This is a genomic window from Pseudoalteromonas sp. NH0006-46 (assembly GCF_057547735.1).
In genome coordinates this window covers 745,048-764,077 of record NZ_BAAJML010000001.1, presented here as the reverse complement: position 1 = coordinate 764,077, position 19,030 = coordinate 745,048, and the positions used below count along the sequence as shown (strand labels likewise).

The following is a 19,030-nucleotide window of genomic DNA, read 5'->3' as shown; positions in this document are numbered from 1 at the left end:
AAGTTATCCTCTATTGTTATCTAGTAAGTATTTAGTTTCAGGAGCATCATTTGAATATCAGCCGCAATGATAATAGAGCATACCACGCCCTTACACTGGACAATGGTCTAAAAGTGCTGCTTGTGCAAGATAAAGATTCGACTAAGGCCGCAGCATCAATGGCTGTAAACGCGGGCCATTTTGACGATCCCTCTGACAGGCAAGGCCTTGCTCACTTTTTAGAACACATGCTTTTTTTAGGCACAGATCAATTTCCAGACTCAGGCAGTTTTAATAATTTTGTTTCTCAAGCTGGCGGTAATACCAATGCATGGACGGGTACAGAACACAGTTGCTATTTTTTTGATATAAACAATCAAGAATTTAAACATGCTTTATTACAATTTAGCCGTTTTTTTATTGCCCCCTTGTTAAGCGCCACAGAAACAGAAAAAGAACGCAATGCCATAGAAGCTGAATTTAAACTAAAAATTAAAGACGATGCACGCCGTATTTATCAGGCCCATAAAGAAACCGTTAACCCAGCGCACCCTTTCGCTAAATTCTCTGTTGGTAACCTGCAAACATTAGCAGACAGAGAACGCTGTATTAGCGACGAACTTCGCGACTTTTTTAATGATCACTATCAAGCCCAGTGGATGACACTGGTTATATGTGCAAATGAAGAGTTAGGCACACTTCAAACCTGGGCAAACAAATACTTTAACGACATTATTGGCAATAAAAAGGCTGTAAAACCCGAGATCAACGAACCCCTTTACAGAGAGCAAGACCTAGGGAAAATTTTACATATAGAGCCACATAAGCACATGCAAAAGCTAATAGTAAGTTTTGCAATGCCCAATATTGATGACTTTTACCGCCACAAAACAGTGAGCTTTATCGCGCATTTACTTGGCTATGAAGGGCAAGGTTCGCTCTATTCTATTTTAAAAGAACAAGGTTGGATAAACGCCCTTTCTGCGGGTGGTGGCATTAACGGCAGTAACTTTAAAGATTTTAATATAAGTATGGCTCTCACCGATGAGGGCATTGAATACTTTGAAGACATTATCGAAATGCTCTTTGAGTACATTTGCTTAATAAATAACAACACAGAAAAGTTACCACGCCTGTACCAAGATAAAAAAAACCTATTACAAATAGCATTTGATAACCAAGAAAAATCACGCCTTATTGATTGGGTAAGTAGTTTAAGCATAAATATGCAGCATTACGACGAATTTAATTATGTGCAAGGTGACTACCTAATGGAAGGCTTTAAAAAGGCAACGCACGAAATGGCGATGCAATGGTTAAAACCTAACAATATGCGCATTGTACTTATACATCCTGATGTAGAGCCTGAACATAAAACAGCGTGGTACAACACACCTTACAAAGTAGAAAATGTATCGCCTAGCTGGCTTGACGCACTTAGCGACATTAACAAACCTCTAAAAAATATGCTGTTACCCACGGCTAATCCATACTTAACTAAAAATGTTGAGCTTTTTGATGTAGAAAAGCCTCAAAACCAACCTACTCTTTTAGTTAAAAAACCGGGTTTTGATTTTTGGTTTAAACAAGACAACACATTTAGAGTAGCTAAAGGCCACTTTTATTTAGCCATGGACTCTCACTTTGCTGTGAAAGACGTAAAGCACATGGCCTTAACTCGCTTATTTAGCGATTTATTTATGGACAGTGTTGGCGAGCAGTTTTACCCTGCTGAGCTTGCAGGGCTTAGTTATCATTTAACATCTCATCAAGGCGGGCTAACACTTCACACCGCTGGATTATCGTCGAGCCAACTGGAGTTAGTAGATGAGCTGCTCGACGCGTTATTCAATGTAGATATATGTGCCAGACGCTTTGCTGAATACAAAAAACAATTAGTAAGGCACTGGCGTAATAGCAATCAAAATAAGCCTGTTAGCGAATTATTTAGTATTTTAGGTGCTAAAATAATGCCTTGGAATCCTCAGCCTAACGAACTTGCCGCAGCTTTAAAAACAACTAGTTTTCAGCAATTTAATGAATTTAGACAAGACTTTTTTAAAGCATTACATGTTGAGTCGTTCCTACACGGTAACTGGCAAGAAAACCACGCTATTGAATTTCAAAAAAAGGTGGCCGTTCACTTACGTCACACTGCAACAATTGACGATTTAAGGCGCCCTTTATTTGAAATTAAAAAAGCAACACGCTATGAAATTGAGTTACCGTGTAATGATCACGCTATGGTGGTGTATTACCAGGCTCAAACCGATGACGTAAACGAAAAAGTTAAAATGATGGCATTAAACCATTTGATGAACCAAGACTACTTTAACGAATTACGCACAACACAGCAGTTAGGCTATTTAGTTGGTGCGGGTTACGCACCTTTTAACACCCGAGCAGGAATTGCCTTTTATATACAGTCCCCTAAATTTGACGCAAAAACTTTATTGCATCGCCATAGTCACTTTGTAAATCAATACTTGAGTAATATTGGTGGATTAGACGAGCAAAGCTGGCAGCAACAAAAGCATGGTTTAAAGACGCACATTGCAGAAAAAGATAAAAACTTACGTTTGCGTTCACAACGATTGTGGCTTGCCATAGGTAATAGGGATCATAATTTTGATATGCAAAAACGATTACTATCGGCATTAAATATGCTGACTTTACAAGAAATTAAAGATTATGCGCTGGTACTTTTTACTGAAGATAGACCAAGATATGAGCTATTAAGTAACGCTAAAGTTAATAAACCTCAAAAAACACCCGTTTACTCGCATTCTCTTTGACTCTGGGTTTAGCTTGTTTTAAATTATCATTTGTAAATTAGAAGTAATAAAAAATGATAATAAAAACAATAAAACTAAGCTTGTCAGTTGTATTACTTGCTTACTCATTTGATCTTTTCGCCTTTGAGTCTTCATTTAAATACAATTCAGATACCATACTCTTTTTCTCAAGCGCTATTATAGCGCTCGTTCTTCCGTACCTGTTATTTGTGATATACAAACTGAGGCGTTCTCGCCGCCAGCTTCGATTGTCTGAAAAGCGCTTAAAAAGTACTGTAGAAGGCAGTGGTGATACCCTGTGGGATTGGAACATAAAAACGGGTGAAGTTATTCGTATTAACGATAAATATATGATGAACTCCCCCACTATTATGGGTTTCCCACCAAATAAAGGCCTTATACACCCGCAAGATATTCCACATGTTGAGCACCTACTAAAAAAACATTTTGCCGAGCAAAGCGTGTTCTTTGAAGCAACATACAGAATTAAAGATACTTTTGGTAAATGGCATTGGGTACTGGACCGCGGCAAGGTTATCGAAAAAGATGCAAACCTAGCCCCACTAAGAATGACAGGAACAGTACGCGACATCTCACAGTTAAAATCAACCGAAGAACGATTAAATTTGTTTGCAAAATGTGTTGAATCGTTTACAGATGCGCTAGCAATTTACGATAAAAACTTTAAATTAGTCGATATAAATCCCAGTTTTTTAACGTTATTTGGGGGTATGCGCGAACAATACCTAAATAAAGGTTTTAATTTGCCTGGATACGATACAAGTTACGTTGAAAACATTATCGATGTAGTGCGCCAAACTGAGCATATTCAACAAGAAATTAAACTGCGCAATAATGAGCGTGTATTGCTGCCAATAGAAATATCGATTGATGAAATTAAAAACGAGCAAAATCAGATAACTAACTATGTGGTTGTTTATTCAGATTTAACAGAACGTAAAAAAGCAGAATCGCAATTACACAATTTATCAAACCGCGACCGTACCACGAGCCTGCCAAACCGTAATTTATTTTTTACTAACTTACATAAACTAGTAAAACAAGACGCCCATCACGCATTACTGGTTTTTGATTTAGATAATTTTAAAAAAATAAATGACTCATTAGGCCATCAACTTGGTGATAGCTTATTAGCCAAACTCGCTATGCGATTAAATAAGCTCACCCGTGAAAACGATGTATTTTATCGTTTAGGAGGCGATGAATTTGCGCTTGTTATGTCAAATACAAACGACATTCATGTCATAACTCGCACTGCAAAACAGTTTTTAGCCGCTATTTCGACCCCATTTAAAATGGCAGGACATGAGCTGGCCATTACCTCAAGCGTTGGTATTGTGCTATTCCCTGAAGATGGAAACACCCCTGAGGTATTACTTAAAAATGCCGATACCGCTATGTATCACGCGAAAAAGAAAGGTAATAGCTACCTGTTTTTCAACGACACCATGAACCGCCAAGCTGTTAAACGTTTACAAATAGAAAACCTAATGCGTTTTGGTTTAAAAGAAGACCACTTTGAAGTTTATTATCAACCAAAAATGAATATACGAACCGGTAAGCTAACCGGTATGGAAGCATTAGTACGCTTTATTACACCTAAAAAAGGCATTATAAGCCCAGGTGTTTTTATTCCTATTGCTGAAGAAACAGGTCAAATAATAGATATTGGTGAAGTTGTTTTAAACAAAGCCTGTCGAGATGTAAAAAAATGGCTGGACGATGGGCTGTTTAATGGGCGCGTTGCTGTTAACTTGTCTGCTAAACAATTTAGCCTCCCCGATTTAACGTCGCGAATAGATATTATTTTGCAAAAAAATGCATTGCCATCGTACTTTTTAGAGTTAGAAATTACCGAAGGCACAGTAATGGACGATCCAAATGAAGCCATTAACATTATGCGTTCACTAAGCGCACGAGGTATACATTTAGCCATGGATGACTTTGGTACCGGGTACTCTTCTTTAGCTTATTTAAAGCAGTTTCCGCTTAATACACTTAAAGTAGATAAAGCGTTTATTGATGACATGAAAAATGAGCGCGGGCGCAATATGGTCGATTCAATTGTGACAATAGCGCAAAACCTAGACCTGCATGTGGTTGCAGAAGGTGTTGAACAAGCATACCAAATAGACACTTTAAAAGCACTTAACTGCGAAACGGTGCAAGGCTATTACTACTCAAAACCGTTGTCTAAAGACGAATTCACCGAGTTTTTAAAACAACAACAAAGTAAAGCAACACCAAGCTTAATAAGATCTAAAGCAAGCAATGTGGCGTCTCTTAATTAAGGGCGCCATATGCACGCTTTAACACCCACGTTACGCAGCCAGGCTCGCCTGTAGTGCACGTTAAACAAACACCAAGCCAGTGGACCAAGCAGCGCACTGAGTACAAGCCAGCGCTTTACAGGCATGCTTTTTTTTATAGTGTTTAAGTACATGAGTGAAATAAACAAACTACTGAGTAAAGCCAACCACAAAACCACATACCCTCGCCAATTGAATTAAGGCGCGCAGTTTAACGTTTCTTCAATTAAATTTAAAGCAATACACCTTTAGCAAAAAAGCCGCGTTTTTAGTGGCTGTTGACCTTTGCGGATTGAAGTTTGTTAAAACTTGGAGGATTTAATCGCGACGCGAGGTGTGAAACCTAGTGGGCTCTATAACGGCTACTGCATTATTCTACTGGCTTACATCCATATAAGAATAAGTAAAAACTGAGTGAAGCTTTCGCATCCTGCTCGTGCCGCTTACCTACATCCATGTAGGCAACAAAGCGTAAATAGCCCCCCTAAAAGATCAACAGACCCTATTGAGAGCGCAGCTTTCAAATTTAATTAATAACTTGATAAGCGCTACTTTTCAGCGCGCCCCATAAACTTGTTTTCAACCGTATTGATACGAATGCGATCGCCCGTTGAAATATGCTCAGGAACAGATATATTCAGCCCTGTAGACATACGTGCTGGTTTTGAACGAGCACTGGCTGAAGCGCCCTTAATAGAAGGATCGGTTTCTTCAACAACAAGTTCAACGCTTGAAGGTAGGTCTAGCCCTACAGGCGCTCCATCAATGACAATAACGTGCAAACCTTGGGTTTCTTCATTAATAAACAAAATTTCTTCACTAATCGCGTCTTTGTTTAAGTTATACGGCGTGTAGTCTTCGCTATCCATAAATACGTATTCATCACCGTCTATGTACGACAGCATAGCTTCACGACGAATTAAATCAGCAAGCGTTAGCATATCGCTGTCTTTAAACGTTTCATCAACTTTACCGCCGGTTACTACATCGTATAAACGCATGCGGTATAAGCTTCCACCAGCACGGCCTTGAGGAACAGAACGTACAATATCTTTTACTACTAATACACGACCATTAAATTCAATAGCTGTGCCTTTTTTAACATCACTCGCCTTTGGCATGTGTAAATCCTATTATTTTTTTGATTGCCAGAAACATACCACGAACTCAACTTTGTTCAACAATAAAGTGAGCTAAATAGGCTTATACCTTGTATTGACTTGTAAAATCTCTATTTATACTAAAATACATATAATCAAATCATTAAAAAACTGCTATGGTATATCTACCTAGTATGACTTCAAGGAATGGATCATGGATCAAATAAAAGTACATGAGTATTTAATCAAAAAGCCGCTTGTGTTGGTTACAAAGCCATTTGCTCAAAAGGTTGATGTCTATAAAGTGAATCATAAAATGTTCGCCACCCTTGCTGTTGGTAACGATGGTGAAACAAACGAAAACGGTGAAGTAATTTGGTGGCTAAATTTAAAGTGCGATCCTGATGAAGCACTTTCATTACGCGATATTTTCCCCGCGGTTATACCTGGTTACCACATGAATAAACGTTTATGGAATACGGTTATTTTAGACGGGTCAATTCCCCAAGGTGAAATTGAACGCATGATTGATAACTCGTTTAATTTAGTTGTGGAAAACATGCCTGAAAAAGACCGTAACATGATAGAGCAACATTTAAATGCGAATTAAATTCGCTTATAAGTCTATTATTTAGCCTATGTATGGCACAAAAAAACCGCATATAAATGCGGTTTTTTAATACGTGTTAAACGTTATTTAGTATCATCTTTAGCAACGTCTGATTGCTCTTCAGATACATCGTCTGCTTCTGGCTCTAATGTTTCTAGCTTTACTACTTCAGCAACGGTTTCGTTTTGTGTTGGCTTTTGGCCATAAAACGTTTCACCTGACTCAGCCATTGATACTAGCGACTCACACGGTGTAAATATAGCGTTGCTATTGGCAAGCGTAGACATATCCGAACTTACTTTACTCGCACCGAGTTTGTCCATGTAGCTAAATGGACCACCGAGGAATGGTGGGAACCCAATACCAAAAATAGCACCAATGTCACCATCACGTGGGCTTGCAATAATGCCCTCGTCTAAACAACGTGCAGCTTCATTTAGCATTTGCGCTACACAACGCTGTGCAATTTCACTTTTGTTTAAACGTGAATTAGGTGTTACATCTAGTAGCTCGTATACTGACTCATCAACCTTTTTGCCTTTTTTCTCGTAATCATAAAAACCACGACCCGTTTTACGACCAAGGCGTTTTGAATCAATCATACGTGAAAAGGCATTAGGTCCTTTAAAGCGTTCACCTAATTCTTTTTCAAGAATTGGCGCAATCTTAGAGCCAATATCAATACCTACTTCATCAAGTAACGCAAGCGGTCCTACCGGGAAACCAAACTCTACAAGGGCTGCATCAATTTTTTCAATTGGCTCACCTGCAAGCATTAAGTTAGCTGCTTCATTTAAGTAAGGTGCAAGTATACGATTTACGTAAAAACCCGCCATGTCTTTAACAACAATGGGGGTTTTACCCTGCTTACGCGCAAAATTAACAACACGTGCAATTGTCTCTTGAGACGTTCCTTCATGCGGAATAATTTCAACCAGTGGCATTTTTTCTACTGGTGAAAAGTAATGCAGGCCAATAACGTTTTCAGGACGTGCAGCGTTTGCCGCAATCTGTGAAATAGGCAACGATGACGTATTACTTGCAAAAATTGTATTCTCTTGGCATTGCTGTTCCACATCAGCAACCATACCTTGCTTTAACGCTAAGTCTTCAAATACCGCTTCAATAACTAAATCAATGTGTTTAAAGCCACTGTAGTCAGTTGTACCGGTAATACGGTTCATTGTTAACTGCATATCTGCTTTAGACATAATGCGGCGCTTAAGGCGCTTATCAAGAATTTTGTAGGTGTAGTTCATTGCATTGCTAATGCCTTGCTCTGCTACATCTTTAATACGAACAGGCAGTTTCGCTTTTACAGCACTGACGTGGGCAATACCCGCGCCCATCAAGCCACCACCTAATACTGCCGTTTTGGTAATTGCGGGTGCATCGTCGTTGCGCCACTCTTTTTTCATTTCAGTGGTAGCAAAAAATAAGCCACGAAGCGCTTTAGATTGCTCACTCATTACAAGTGTTGCAAAACCCTCAGCTTCTGTTTTGTAAGCTTTTAGCTCATCAAGTTCTACGCTTGCACGTACCGCTTTAATAATAGCTAATGGCGCTGGATAGTGCCCGCCCGTCTTTTTCAAGACGTTTTCTTTCGCTTTTTTAAAGATAAAGTTACGGCCAAATGGATTTGACTCTAATAACTTGCTTACTTTATCGAGCTTTGGCTCTTTAGCTTGTGGCTTTTTCTTGCCGGCAAATTCTTTTGCCACTTTTAAAAGTACGCTATGCGGTACACACTCATCCAACACGCCTGCTTTTTTAGCCTGCTTAGGACGTATTTGCTTACCGGTTAGCATCCACTCAAGTGCTTTTTGAATGCCCACGATTTTTGTTAAACGCTGCGTACCACCGCCACCAGGTAATAAACCTAGTTGAACTTCAGGCAAGCCAATTTTCGTCAAATCGCTATCTGTACCAACACGGTAATCACACGCTAATGCAAACTCTAAACCACCACCAAGCGCCGCACCATGAATGGCACTTACCGTGGTATAAGGTAGTTTTTTCATATCAAAAAAAGCTTGATGACACAGCTCACTAATGGCAAGCGCATCTTCACGTTTTTCTACGCTATCAAGCATTTTCACGTCAGCGCCTGCAATAAAGTTATCACTCTTGCCGCTAATAAAAACCATGCCTTTAACAGCATGCTCTTGTGCTTGTGCTAATAACGCTTTTAAATCGTCTGCAAACGAGTCGCGCAGGGTGTTCATTTTTTCACCCGGCACATCGATAGTTACAACGGCAATTTTGTTTTCGTCTACCGCTAAATTAAAAACTGAATCTGTCATTACGCGCTCTCCAATACAAAGGCTGCACCTAAACCACCAGCAGCACACGCTGTTGTTAATGCTAAACCGCCACCACGACGTTTAAGCTCGTTTAAGCTTTGTGTGATTAAGCGAGCACCTGTTGCTGCAAATGGATGACCATATGCCAGTGAGCCACCATTCACGTTAAACTTATCCATGTTAATTTCGCCAATTGCTTTGTTACGACCTAGTTTTTCTTGCGCAAACTTGTCTGAGGCAAACATTTTCATGTTCGCAAGGGCTTGCGATGCAAATGCTTCATGCATTTCAATTAAATCTAAATCAGCAAGCGTAATACCGGCTCTGTCTAGTGCGATAGGCGTTGAATGCGCAGGACCCATTAGCATGTCTTGCTCTACACCAATAGCAGAAAACGCAAAGCTGCGAACGTAACCTAAAATTTCGTAACCAAGCGCGCGCGCTTTACTTTCGTTCATCATTAATACCGCAGCTGCACCATCTGTTAGCGGTGTTGCATTAGCAGCTGTAACCGAGCCATGTTGACGGTCAAATACAGGTTTTAGCTTTGCGTAACCTTCAACAGTAGAGTTTTTACGAATATTGTTATCTTCTTCAATAAAGCTTTTATACGGTGGTAAATGAGCCGTCATTACTTCATCTTTAAGCTTGCCATCAGCCCAGGCTTGCGTTGCAAGCGTGTGTGAACGATGTGCTAATGCATCTTGATCTTCACGGCTAATATTATGTGTTTTAGCCATTTGCTCAGCCGTTTGACCCATTGAAAGACCGGTTGAATACTCTGCAACTGCAGGCGGTACTGGCATTAAGTCTTTTAAACGTAGCTTTGAAAAAATTTGTAAGCGTTGGCCTAAAGTACGCGCCTTGTTTAAATCAACTAAACTACCTGCCAATTTTTTACTTACGCCAATAGGTAATACAGACGATGAATCTGCACCACCGGCAATACCTACACTTACTGAGCCCGCCATAATAGACTCAGCTACGTTAGCAATTGCCTGAAAGCTGGTAGCACATGCACGTGACACTGAATAAGCATCAACACCAACTGGCATGCCTGTACCCAGTACAATTTCACGCGCAATATTCGGCGCTTCTGGCATTTGTACTACTTGACCAAATACAAGTTGATCGATTTCTGATTTGTCGAAATTTAATCGCTCAAGCATTTCGTTAACCACTAATTTACCCATATCAAGTGCTGGTACGTGGTGGAATGCTGTTGCTTGTTTTGCAAACGGTGTACGAAGGCCACTTACTATGGCAATACGATCACCCTTTGGTGTTTTTAGTATGTTTTGCTCAGACATTTATGCTCTCCCGCTGACAGGTCTGACCTGTTTGTTTTCCTCGATTCTAAACAACCCGTGTGCTAAAGCCAATAGATAAACTGAAATTTATACAAAGTAGTCATGTTTACATATCACACAATAGGCTTTTTTAAACGCATTTACAAAGATTTGTGGTACGCTAAAAACCGTTAAAAAATAACGAACTATTTTAAAAAATACAGTCTAACTCTTGAGTTACCTAATTATAAACCTTATAAATAGGTCAGTATTTGCAACCTAACCCATTTAGGTACTAACCCAGCTGACGAGGACAGTCCACTTATTATGGCAGCTAACGCATTTTCACAATTAAAAACGTACTTAGATACACAAATCATTGGCCAGCCAGAGCTTACTCAAGCACTACTTATTGCTATTTTAGCTGACGGCCATTTATTAGTTGAAGGCCCTCCAGGGCTTGCAAAAACACGCGCCGTAAATGCGCTTGCAAAAGGTATTGAAGGTTCGTTCCAACGTGTACAGTTTACACCCGATTTATTACCTGCGGATGTTACAGGTACTGATATCTACCGCCAACAAACAAGCGAGTTTGTATTTGAAAAAGGCCCACTTTTTCATAACCTTATTTTGGCTGATGAAATTAACCGCGCCCCAGCAAAAGTACAGTCAGCTTTACTTGAAGCCATGGCTGAACGTCAAGTTACGGTAGGTAAAAATACGTACCCACTTAGCGACCTATTTATGGTTATGGCAACTCAAAACCCGCTAGAGCAAGAAGGCACCTACCCGCTACCTGAAGCACAGCTTGACCGCTTTTTATTACATTTGAGTATTGGTTATCCGGGCGCCGAGCACGAGCTTGACATTTTACGCCTAACGCGAGGCGAAGCATTAAAAGAGCAGCAAGCTGTTTTACAAAAAATTAGCCAAAGCGAATTATTTGCTGCCCGCCAAGCAATTTTAGGTTTGTACTTAGCCGAGCCACTTGAGCAGTATTTAGTTCAACTTATTATTGCAACGCGAGAAGGCGCTAAACTAGATGTGCAATTGGGCCGCTGGATTGAATTTGGCGCAAGCCCTCGTGCAACTATTGCGCTAGATAAATGTGCACGTGCTCATGCGTGGTTACAGGGCCGTGACTTTGTAGCCCCTGATGACATACAAGCCGTTGTTCATAATGTATTACGTCACCGTATTATTTTGAGTTACGAGGCACAGGCCGATGGCATTACTAAAGATCAGGTCATTAGCCGAATTGTTGAATTGGTAGCTGTACCGTAATTTATGCAAAAACAATTAGACCCTCAGGCATGGCTTAAACAAAGCCATAGCCATGGTGTTAATTTAGCACTAAAAGAGCTGATGTATTACAAAGCCAAAGCGCAACTGCTTGAGCTTGCCCCTAAGGTAAAGATTAAAAATACTTTAGCGGGGCAATACCTTGCACCGCACAAAGGCCGTGGTATGGAGTTTGCCGAAGTACGTCATTACCAGCAAGGTGACGATATACGCTCAATTGACTGGCGAGTTACAGCCCGTACAGGCGAAACCCATACAAAACTTTTTCAAGAAGAAAAAGAACGCCCAGTTTTTGTATTTACCGATTTTTCAAACTCTATGCTATTTGGCTCAAAGCTACTGCTTAAGTCAGTACAAGCTGCGCACATTAGTGCATTAGTTGCTTGGTCTGCGTGCCAGCGTGGCGACAGAATTGGCGGTATTGTATTCAATCAGCATGCACACCTAGAACTTAAGCCGAGTGCGCGAGAAAAAGCAGTATTAAAGCTTTGCCACAACCTATGTGCAAATCATCAGCAAGCCCTTACAAATATTGATGCTAAAGCCAGCAATAACTTTAGTGATAACCTAAAGCGCCTTAATCATTTAGCAAAGCCTGGGAGTTTAGTTTATTTAGTCTCTGACTTTAGCGCCTTAGATGACGCAAGCTTTAAACAGCTTGAAATACTTAGCCGTCATTGTGAGCTCATAGGGTGCCATATTAGCGACCCATTTGAACATCAATTACCCGCTTTTAAAAACACAGTAACGGTTAATGCGAACGGACAAAACTTTGCCTTACCGCTCATGGATAATACATTTAGGGCACAGTTTGCCAAAAATGCAGAAGATGCATTTAATACACGCCTTACTCGCTTAACTAAATCGGGTCTTAATTTAATATCATTCAATGCAGCCGACCCACTTGAGCTGCAGCTAGTGAGAAAATAAACCATGCAAACCAATCCTCTTGATGGCCTGCACGATGTAATAGCACCAAACCACGTTGACTGGTGGCCACTTGCCCCAACATGGTGGGTGATCATTGCTCTACTTTTTATTGCGGTATTGAGTGCTGTTTATGCAATTTATAAAGCGTATCAATATAAAAAAGCAAAACGCTATGCCGTTTTATTGAGTCAAAATGAGCAGAGCCCTCAGCAGTTACATATTATTTTAAAGCGCCTAGTAATTGAATATTACGGTAAACACCTTGCCGCGCAGCCTACAAAGCAATGGTGTGAAACGCTAAACACACTCAGTGGGCTGACTTTTACCGAGCAAGAAATTTTAAGCCTATACAGCAGTGATAACAGCGATTTAGCATTAAGTAAAAAATTTAGCCAAGCAATCAAATGCTTTAAAGTAAAGGAACCACTACATGTTTGAATTTAGTTGGCCGTGGCTATTTTTATTAATTCCATTACCTTTGTTGCTTTTATTACTAAAACCCATAGCAAGCAATAGCAATACGCGCCTGCGTATTCCGGGCTTTGCTAAGCATGCCTTAAATAACCCAAATTCAGCACCTCAATCACGCCGTTTATCTATATTTGAATGGCTACTTTGGCTATTACTTGTCAGCGCAGCAGCAAACCCAACATGGCTAGATGAGCCAATTTTATTACCAAATGAAGGGCGAGATATCATGCTTGCGGTGGATTTATCTGGATCAATGACCGAACAAGATATGGCTTACAATGGTCAATACGTTGATCGCTTAACCATGGTAAAAGCCGTACTGAGCGATTTTATAGAACAGCGGACTGGCGATAGGCTCGGACTTATTTTATTTGGCGATACCGCTTTTTTACAAACCCCTCTGACACGCGATTTAAAAACGGTAACCAAAATGCTTAACGAAGCACAAATAGGGCTAGTGGGCCGCGCTACAGCTATTGGCGATGCACTTGGTTTATCGGTTAAACGTTTTGCAAGTAAAGAAGACAGCAACCGAATCGTCGTGCTATTAACCGACGGGCAAAATACTGCAGGTAACCTAAATCCTGACGACGCTCTACTTCTAGCGCGCGAAGAAGGTATTAAAGTGTATACCATAGGTGTTGGCTCTGATAACCCACGTGGATTTAGCCTATTTAATATGGGCGGCTCAGGCGGGAGTAATTTGGATGAACGCCTTCTAAAAAATATCGCCGACGATACCGGGGGGCTTTATTTTAGAGCAAAAGATGTTGCGGGACTCAAACAGATTTACGCTGAGCTTGATAAACTTGAACCCATTAGTGCAGATGAAAAAACCTTTCGCCCGCAAAGCTCATTATTTTATTACCCATTACTCATCGCTATTTTTTTAATTAGTCTAAATGTAATGCTAAATACACTGCGCGCATTAAAGGAGCCAAATTGATGGATTTTGAATTTATTCGTCCTGCCGTTTTATGGCTACTTATACCGGCAATTGGACTGTTTTTTGTGGCGTTAATTAAGCACAAAAAAACCACAAGCGAGCAATTAATTGCCCCTCATTTAGCGCAATTTATTATGACTGATACGGACACCAAAACCAGCCAACCGCTTTGGCTTGTAGCTGTATTTTGCACTTTAGGGGTTTTATTTAGTGCAGGCCCCAGCTTTGAAAAAAAACACGTGCCTGTTTTTCAAAGTAAAAGTGCACGTGTCATTGTAATTGACATGTCGTATTCAATGTACAGCACTGATATTTCGCCAAACCGTTTAACACAAGCACGCTATAAATCTCTTGATATGATTGAGCTATTTAAAGAAGGCGACACCGCCTTAGTCGCATATGCGGGCACGGCCTATACTATATCGCCGCTAACCAACGACGCCACAACACTCAGTAATTTAATACCCAGCCTGAGCCCTGATATAATGCCCGACAAAGGCTCTAACGTACTAGCAGGCCTTGATATGGCAAAAGAGCTATTAACTCAAGCAGGATATATTGATGGCGATATTATTTTAATAACCGACGGCATAGAGCAAGAAGAACAAACGGATGTCACACGCTTTATAAGTAACACAACGTTTAGACTCAATATTTATGGGGTAGGTTCTGAGCAAGGTGCACCTATTAAATTACCTGAAGGCGGTTTTTTAAAAGATAGATACGGTCAAATTGTCATCCCGACTATGAATATTTCACAACTGAAAAGTTTGGCCACCCGCAGCGGTGGTAAATTTGCGCGCTATCAACCAAGTAATAGCGACATAAATACGTTTTCGCCAATGGCTAACAGTGAATTAATTAAAGATGAGACGCAAAGCCATGCGCTATGGCGTATTGATGCGGGTATTTACGGGCTTTTACTTTTATTACCATTTGGTTTGTATTTATTTAGGCGCTCTGCCTTTTTAGGGGGAGTTTTATTGCTTGCCTTTTTACCGCAGCAAAACGCTTATGCATTTGAGCTCCCTACGATATTAAAAAATACAGACCAACGTGCACTCACCGCATACAACAATGAAGAATACGACAAAGCCGCTAATGCGCAATCAAACCAATTAAAAGGCGCAGCGTTATACAAGCAAGGCAACTTTGATGCTGCACTGGATGCATTTAGCCAGGATAAGTCAGCCACAGGTTATTACAACTACGGCAATGCACTTGCCAAAGCTGGCCAACTAGAAGAAGCCATAAACGCCTATAAACAAGCTCAAACGCTACGAAGTGATTTTAGCCAAGCCGCAGATAATCAGGCCTTAGTTGAGCAGTTGTTAAATCAACAAAAACAACAGAATCAACAGGAACAAAGTGGTGATGAATCCCAAGACCAAGAAAATCAGCAAAAAGGCGATCAAAACCAACAACCAAATAGCGATCAATCTGAGCAAGAGCAAGAGCAACAAAATAACGACCAAAACAACTCTCAAAAAGGTGACAAACAAAGCCAAAGCGATGCAAACGAAAAATCTGAGCAGGAGTCAGAGCCCTCTGAAGATCAGCAAGGTCAAACAGGTGAGCAATCTCAAGAGCAAAATAAACCTGATATGCAAGCACAGCCACAAAATAAGCAAAGCGAAAGTAATAATGCTGAACAGTCTGACCAGCCAAAACCGCAGGCAATGAGCGAGCAACCAGTCAGCGATGAGCAAAAGCAAAAAGCGCAACAACAGGCTATGCAAGCCCAAGCAAGTGAACTGACAAACGAAGAAAAAGAAAAAGCGCAGCAGCTTAATCAATTACTCAGAAAAGTACCGGACGATCCGGCCATTTTATTACGGAATAAAATGCAACTCGAAGCCCAAAAAAGACAATATCAACGCCGCCCTACAGGAGTAGAAAAATCATGGTAATGCGATTATTTTGCTGTTTATTGCTACTATGCGCGATGCCGTCATTCGCAGCGACAAAACTCGAAGCAAGCGTAGATAAAAACCCAGTATTAGCGGGTGAGTTTTTTATGCTTAACATTTCAGTAAACGATACCGTTCATGGTGAACAACCCGATACATCTGTATTGTTAAAAGACTTTGTAGTCGGCCCCACAAGTTTAAGTACCCGCACAAACATCATAAACGGCAGCATTAATAAACAAACCACTTGGAGCGTTAAGTTAATGACCCGCACTGAGGGGCAGTATACAATCCCCTCGTTTAGTGTTGCTGGGCTTAGCTCTGAACCCATTGATTTAACTGTCGCCAAACGGGCTGTAAACGCAGACAAAAATAACGATATTTTTGTAAAAACATCACTTTCTAGCAGCTCGCTATACGTCCAAGAAGCAGGCGTTTACACGTTAAAACTGTACTTAGCTAAAGAGCTACTTGATGGCAGTTTAAGTACACCCAGCATGGAAGATGCACAGCTAACCCAATTAGGTAAACAAACAGAGAGTTATGAATTAGTCGACGGAAAACGATACCTGGTTATTACCCGAGAGTATTTAATTCAGCCCCAAAAAAGTGGTGCTTATACTATTGCAGCTCCGGTATTTCAGGGCCGAGTTCAACAAAATTATCGTCAGTTAGAAGTATCTGCTCTTGGCGACGATCTAGAAATAGAAATTAAACCTATTCCAAGCGACTACAAAGGGGATTGGCTACCCAGCGAACTGGTGAACCTAGATGAAGAATGGCAACCTAACGATAGCACCGTAGAAGTAGGCACTCCCATAACACGCACTATTACACTCACGGCTTTAGGGGTAACTAAAGAGCAACTTCCTGATATAACAATGCCTACCATCGAGGGAATTCGTAGTTACCCGGATCAAAAAGAAAACAACAACGCTGTTCGTAATGGGCGTGTAGTATCGCAACAAACGACATCTTACGCATTACTTCCACAAAAACCTGGAACATATACATTACCCGAAATAAAATTGCCGTGGTTTAATACAAAAATAAACCGTATTAGTTATGCGACCATTGCAGAGCGAACAATTACTGTTATTCCAAGTAGCAGCAGTGTTAACACACCAATTAATACACCACAAAATATGAACGACTTACCTTTGGATGAAGCTAATACCGAAAGTAATAGTGCTGGTAAACCTTTGGCACAAACAGCAACGGTTATAAACCAATCTCCGTTGTGGTTTATTGGTGTTGCAATACTGGGTTATGTTTTATGGATCATTACTGTAATGTTTTATTGGTTTAACCGTTCTAATATTAATACAGTTGAAAATGTGCAGCCTTCACCTACTTCACTTAATCAACCCAGCTTAAAAAAATTGATAAAAGTACATAAAACTGGTGATATTAAAGCGTTTTATAACGAGCTTACTCATTATGCAATGCAAGTCACACACGAAGAGACAGGGGCAATTGATAAGTTATGCCAAAGTATAAATAACCCGCAGCTAAACAATGCAATTATTCAATTACAAGCACAACTGTATGGTAATAAGGCTACAAATAGCGATCTTGGTGCTATTATAAAAATACTAGAGAGCGAGCAAACTCAGTCATTAAAATTACAACCAACTGTATTAAAAGACCTTTATAACTAAAGTGAAGTTAAAGATGAATCTTTTTTAATTAAATAAAAATAAAGTAGTAAAAAGTGCTTATGTTGGGAAATAAAAAGTCAAACAATCAGGTCTTAATCGATATGGCAGAGAAACAAAAACGTTATGAAGCCTTGGTCCACGTTTACAATAAGGAGCTTTATCGCTTTGCTTATTGGTTATGCCGTGACCCGCACATAGCAGATGATTTAGTACAAGAGACATTCTTGCGTGCTTGGCGCTCACTTGACTCATTACTTGATCAAAAAGCCGCAAAACCATGGTTACTTACTATTTTGCGACGAGAGAATGCGCGCCGATTTGAACGCAAACAGTTTGACTACAGCGATGTAGAAAACGACACGTTGGTTGATGAAACCAGCCATTCGCTTGATGATGAAATGGAGCAAACCGTTATTCAACGACAAATTGGATTATTATCTGATGAATACAGAGAACCACTATTGCTACAAGTTGTAATGGGGTGTACTGGCGAGGAAATTGCCGACATTCTCGATTTAAACAAAAACACAGTTATGACGCGTCTATACCGTGCCAGAAACCAACTTAAAGAGGCTTTAAGCCGTGATGATGAACAACTTAAAGGGGCATCAAAGTAATGGATGAACTTGAGTTTCGTCGCCGCACTATTGCGCAGCCAAACGATATTGACAAAGAACTTCAGGAGTTTGCCCAAAGCAATCCTGAACGACAGAATTTTATTAATGAAATGAAAGATTTTGATAAGCATATCCAAGATGCACTCGATATACCTGTACCTGATAATTTAGCCGACCGTATTATTTTAAATACCTCGTTAAAAGAAAAGGCGTTGCAGGAAGAACAAGCTGCTGGTACCAATGTGGTTGATGCCAAATCTCGGTTTAAGTTTGATCGTGTGCACCTTGCTTTAGCCGCGTCATTTATGGTGGCTGTAAGTGCGTTCTTTTTTAGCTCAGAGCAACATATTGGTCACGAAGCAGGCGAACATGCACTCGCACATGTTTACTACGAAATAAATGCGCTTGATAAAAAATCTCCTATTAGCCTGCAAAGTGTGAATGATAAGCTGGCTATATTAGGTGGCCACATAGACGAGCTACCAGGTGATATAACTTACGCTATGTTTTGTGATTTTAAAGGTGAAAGAGGCTTACACTTAATTTTTGAATCGGACTTTGGGCCAATGACGGTATTTATTGTTCCTTCTGAAAATAAATCGTTTGGTTTGGGCAACGACCATTTTCAAGACGAGCGATTTGAAGGGCAAATTAATCGCGGCACCCAAGCCGATACTATTTTAGTAGCCAGTGTAGGTGCACCGCTTGATACTTATAACGAGCGAGTAACTAACGCAATTCGTTGGCTTTAAACCCCAGTAAATAAAAAAACCGCTTAGTCCATGCT

At 40.3% G+C, this 19,030-nt stretch carries 15 protein-coding genes; 11 read left to right on the top strand and 4 right to left on the bottom strand.

Going from position 1 to position 19,030, the window contains the following annotated elements:
• Positions 1-50 precede the first annotated feature (50 nt).
• Together AC27I2_RS03475 and AC27I2_RS03470 are read left to right on the top strand one after the other, a co-directional pair.
• The gene (locus AC27I2_RS03475) at positions 51-2,774 is read left to right on the top strand and encodes an insulinase family protein (protein WP_058403419.1); all 2,724 of its coding nucleotides are present in this window, start codon (positions 51-53) and stop codon (positions 2,772-2,774) included.
• A 53-nt stretch (positions 2,775-2,827) separates the two neighbouring features.
• Positions 2,828-5,086, top strand: coding sequence for a putative bifunctional diguanylate cyclase/phosphodiesterase (locus AC27I2_RS03470; RefSeq protein WP_058403420.1), 2,259 nt, complete (start codon positions 2,828-2,830; stop codon positions 5,084-5,086).
• On the opposite strand, the gene AC27I2_RS03465 is transcribed toward AC27I2_RS03470, so the two are convergent.
• The gene (locus AC27I2_RS03465) at positions 5,083-5,277 is read right to left on the bottom strand and encodes a hypothetical protein (RefSeq protein ID WP_487203605.1); all 195 of its coding nucleotides are present in this window, start codon (positions 5,275-5,277) and stop codon (positions 5,083-5,085) included. The genes AC27I2_RS03470 and AC27I2_RS03465 overlap by 4 nt on opposite strands.
• A 375-nt stretch (positions 5,278-5,652) precedes the next feature.
• Positions 5,653-6,225: an elongation factor P-like protein EfpL gene (gene efpL / locus AC27I2_RS03460; protein ID WP_487203499.1), complete on the bottom strand. Its 573-nt coding sequence runs from the start codon at positions 6,223-6,225 to the stop codon at positions 5,653-5,655.
• A gap of 193 nt (positions 6,226-6,418) precedes the next feature.
• Between efpL and AC27I2_RS03455 the strand changes: the two genes are divergently transcribed.
• Positions 6,419-6,814 (top strand): MmcQ/YjbR family DNA-binding protein, encoded by a 396-nt coding sequence (locus AC27I2_RS03455; RefSeq protein WP_487203498.1) that lies wholly within the window; start codon positions 6,419-6,421, stop codon positions 6,812-6,814.
• An 83-nt stretch (positions 6,815-6,897) separates the two neighbouring features.
• Here AC27I2_RS03455 and fadJ read toward each other — a convergent pair whose 3' ends face one another.
• Entirely contained in the window at positions 6,898-9,117 is a 2,220-nt protein-coding gene (gene fadJ, locus AC27I2_RS03450; RefSeq protein WP_487203497.1) for a fatty acid oxidation complex subunit alpha FadJ, read from the bottom strand.
• Positions 9,117-10,427 carry an acetyl-CoA C-acyltransferase FadI gene (gene fadI / locus AC27I2_RS03445; RefSeq protein ID WP_487203496.1) on the bottom strand — a complete coding sequence of 437 codons (1,311 nt, stop codon included), beginning with the start codon at positions 10,425-10,427 and terminating at the stop codon, positions 9,117-9,119. The genes fadJ and fadI overlap by 1 nt, the downstream gene beginning before the upstream one ends.
• A 306-nt stretch (positions 10,428-10,733) precedes the next feature.
• Here fadI and AC27I2_RS03440 point away from each other — a divergent pair, with 306 nt between their 5' ends.
• Genes AC27I2_RS03440 through AC27I2_RS03405 form a run of 8 tightly spaced genes read left to right on the top strand, consistent with a single transcriptional unit; the run spans position 10,734 to position 18,995 of the window.
• Complete coding sequence (locus AC27I2_RS03440; protein WP_487203495.1) at positions 10,734-11,690, top strand: AAA family ATPase; 957 nt, start codon at positions 10,734-10,736, stop codon at positions 11,688-11,690.
• A 3-nt stretch (positions 11,691-11,693) separates the two neighbouring features.
• Entirely contained in the window at positions 11,694-12,638 is a 945-nt protein-coding gene (locus AC27I2_RS03435) for a DUF58 domain-containing protein (RefSeq protein WP_058552026.1), read from the top strand.
• 3 nt (positions 12,639-12,641) lie between these two features.
• On the top strand, positions 12,642-13,076 hold the full coding sequence (locus AC27I2_RS03430; protein WP_138528654.1) for a DUF4381 domain-containing protein: 435 nt from the start codon (positions 12,642-12,644) through the stop codon (positions 13,074-13,076).
• Positions 13,069-14,055 carry a vWA domain-containing protein gene (locus AC27I2_RS03425; protein ID WP_058403429.1) on the top strand — a complete coding sequence of 329 codons (987 nt, stop codon included), beginning with the start codon at positions 13,069-13,071 and terminating at the stop codon, positions 14,053-14,055. Before AC27I2_RS03430 ends, AC27I2_RS03425 begins: the two co-directional genes overlap by 8 nt.
• A complete protein-coding gene (locus tag AC27I2_RS03420; RefSeq protein WP_487203494.1) occupies positions 14,055-15,965 on the top strand; it encodes a VWA domain-containing protein in 1,911 nt (636 codons plus the stop codon). Before AC27I2_RS03425 ends, AC27I2_RS03420 begins: the two co-directional genes overlap by 1 nt.
• Positions 15,959-17,626 (top strand): BatD family protein, encoded by a 1,668-nt coding sequence (locus AC27I2_RS03415; RefSeq protein WP_487203493.1) that lies wholly within the window; start codon positions 15,959-15,961, stop codon positions 17,624-17,626. The genes AC27I2_RS03420 and AC27I2_RS03415 overlap by 7 nt, the downstream gene beginning before the upstream one ends.
• 59 nt (positions 17,627-17,685) lie before the next feature.
• Positions 17,686-18,243: a sigma-70 family RNA polymerase sigma factor gene (locus AC27I2_RS03410; protein WP_021032391.1), complete on the top strand. Its 558-nt coding sequence runs from the start codon at positions 17,686-17,688 to the stop codon at positions 18,241-18,243.
• A complete protein-coding gene (locus AC27I2_RS03405; RefSeq protein WP_487203492.1) occupies positions 18,243-18,995 on the top strand; it encodes a DUF3379 family protein in 753 nt (250 codons plus the stop codon). Before AC27I2_RS03410 ends, AC27I2_RS03405 begins: the two co-directional genes overlap by 1 nt.
• Positions 18,996-19,030: the final 35 nt, after the last annotated feature.

Coding starts and splice junctions, on each gene's coding strand:
- AC27I2_RS03470 (WP_058403420.1), top strand. CDS start 2,828: ATGATAATAAAAACAATAAAACTAAGCTTGTCAGTTGTATTACTTGCT.
- efpL (WP_487203499.1), bottom strand. CDS start 6,225: ATGCCAAAGGCGAGTGATGTTAAAAAAGGCACAGCTATTGAATTTAAT.
- AC27I2_RS03455 (WP_487203498.1), top strand. CDS start 6,419: ATGGATCAAATAAAAGTACATGAGTATTTAATCAAAAAGCCGCTTGTG.
- fadJ (WP_487203497.1), bottom strand. CDS start 9,117: ATGACAGATTCAGTTTTTAATTTAGCGGTAGACGAAAACAAAATTGCC.
- fadI (WP_487203496.1), bottom strand. CDS start 10,427: ATGTCTGAGCAAAACATACTAAAAACACCAAAGGGTGATCGTATTGCC.
- AC27I2_RS03440 (WP_487203495.1), top strand. CDS start 10,734: ATGGCAGCTAACGCATTTTCACAATTAAAAACGTACTTAGATACACAA.
- AC27I2_RS03435 (WP_058552026.1), top strand. CDS start 11,694: ATGCAAAAACAATTAGACCCTCAGGCATGGCTTAAACAAAGCCATAGC.
- AC27I2_RS03430 (WP_138528654.1), top strand. CDS start 12,642: ATGCAAACCAATCCTCTTGATGGCCTGCACGATGTAATAGCACCAAAC.
- AC27I2_RS03425 (WP_058403429.1), top strand. CDS start 13,069: ATGTTTGAATTTAGTTGGCCGTGGCTATTTTTATTAATTCCATTACCT.
- AC27I2_RS03420 (WP_487203494.1), top strand. CDS start 14,055: ATGGATTTTGAATTTATTCGTCCTGCCGTTTTATGGCTACTTATACCG.
- AC27I2_RS03415 (WP_487203493.1), top strand. CDS start 15,959: ATGGTAATGCGATTATTTTGCTGTTTATTGCTACTATGCGCGATGCCG.
- AC27I2_RS03410 (WP_021032391.1), top strand. CDS start 17,686: ATGTTGGGAAATAAAAAGTCAAACAATCAGGTCTTAATCGATATGGCA.
- AC27I2_RS03405 (WP_487203492.1), top strand. CDS start 18,243: ATGGATGAACTTGAGTTTCGTCGCCGCACTATTGCGCAGCCAAACGAT.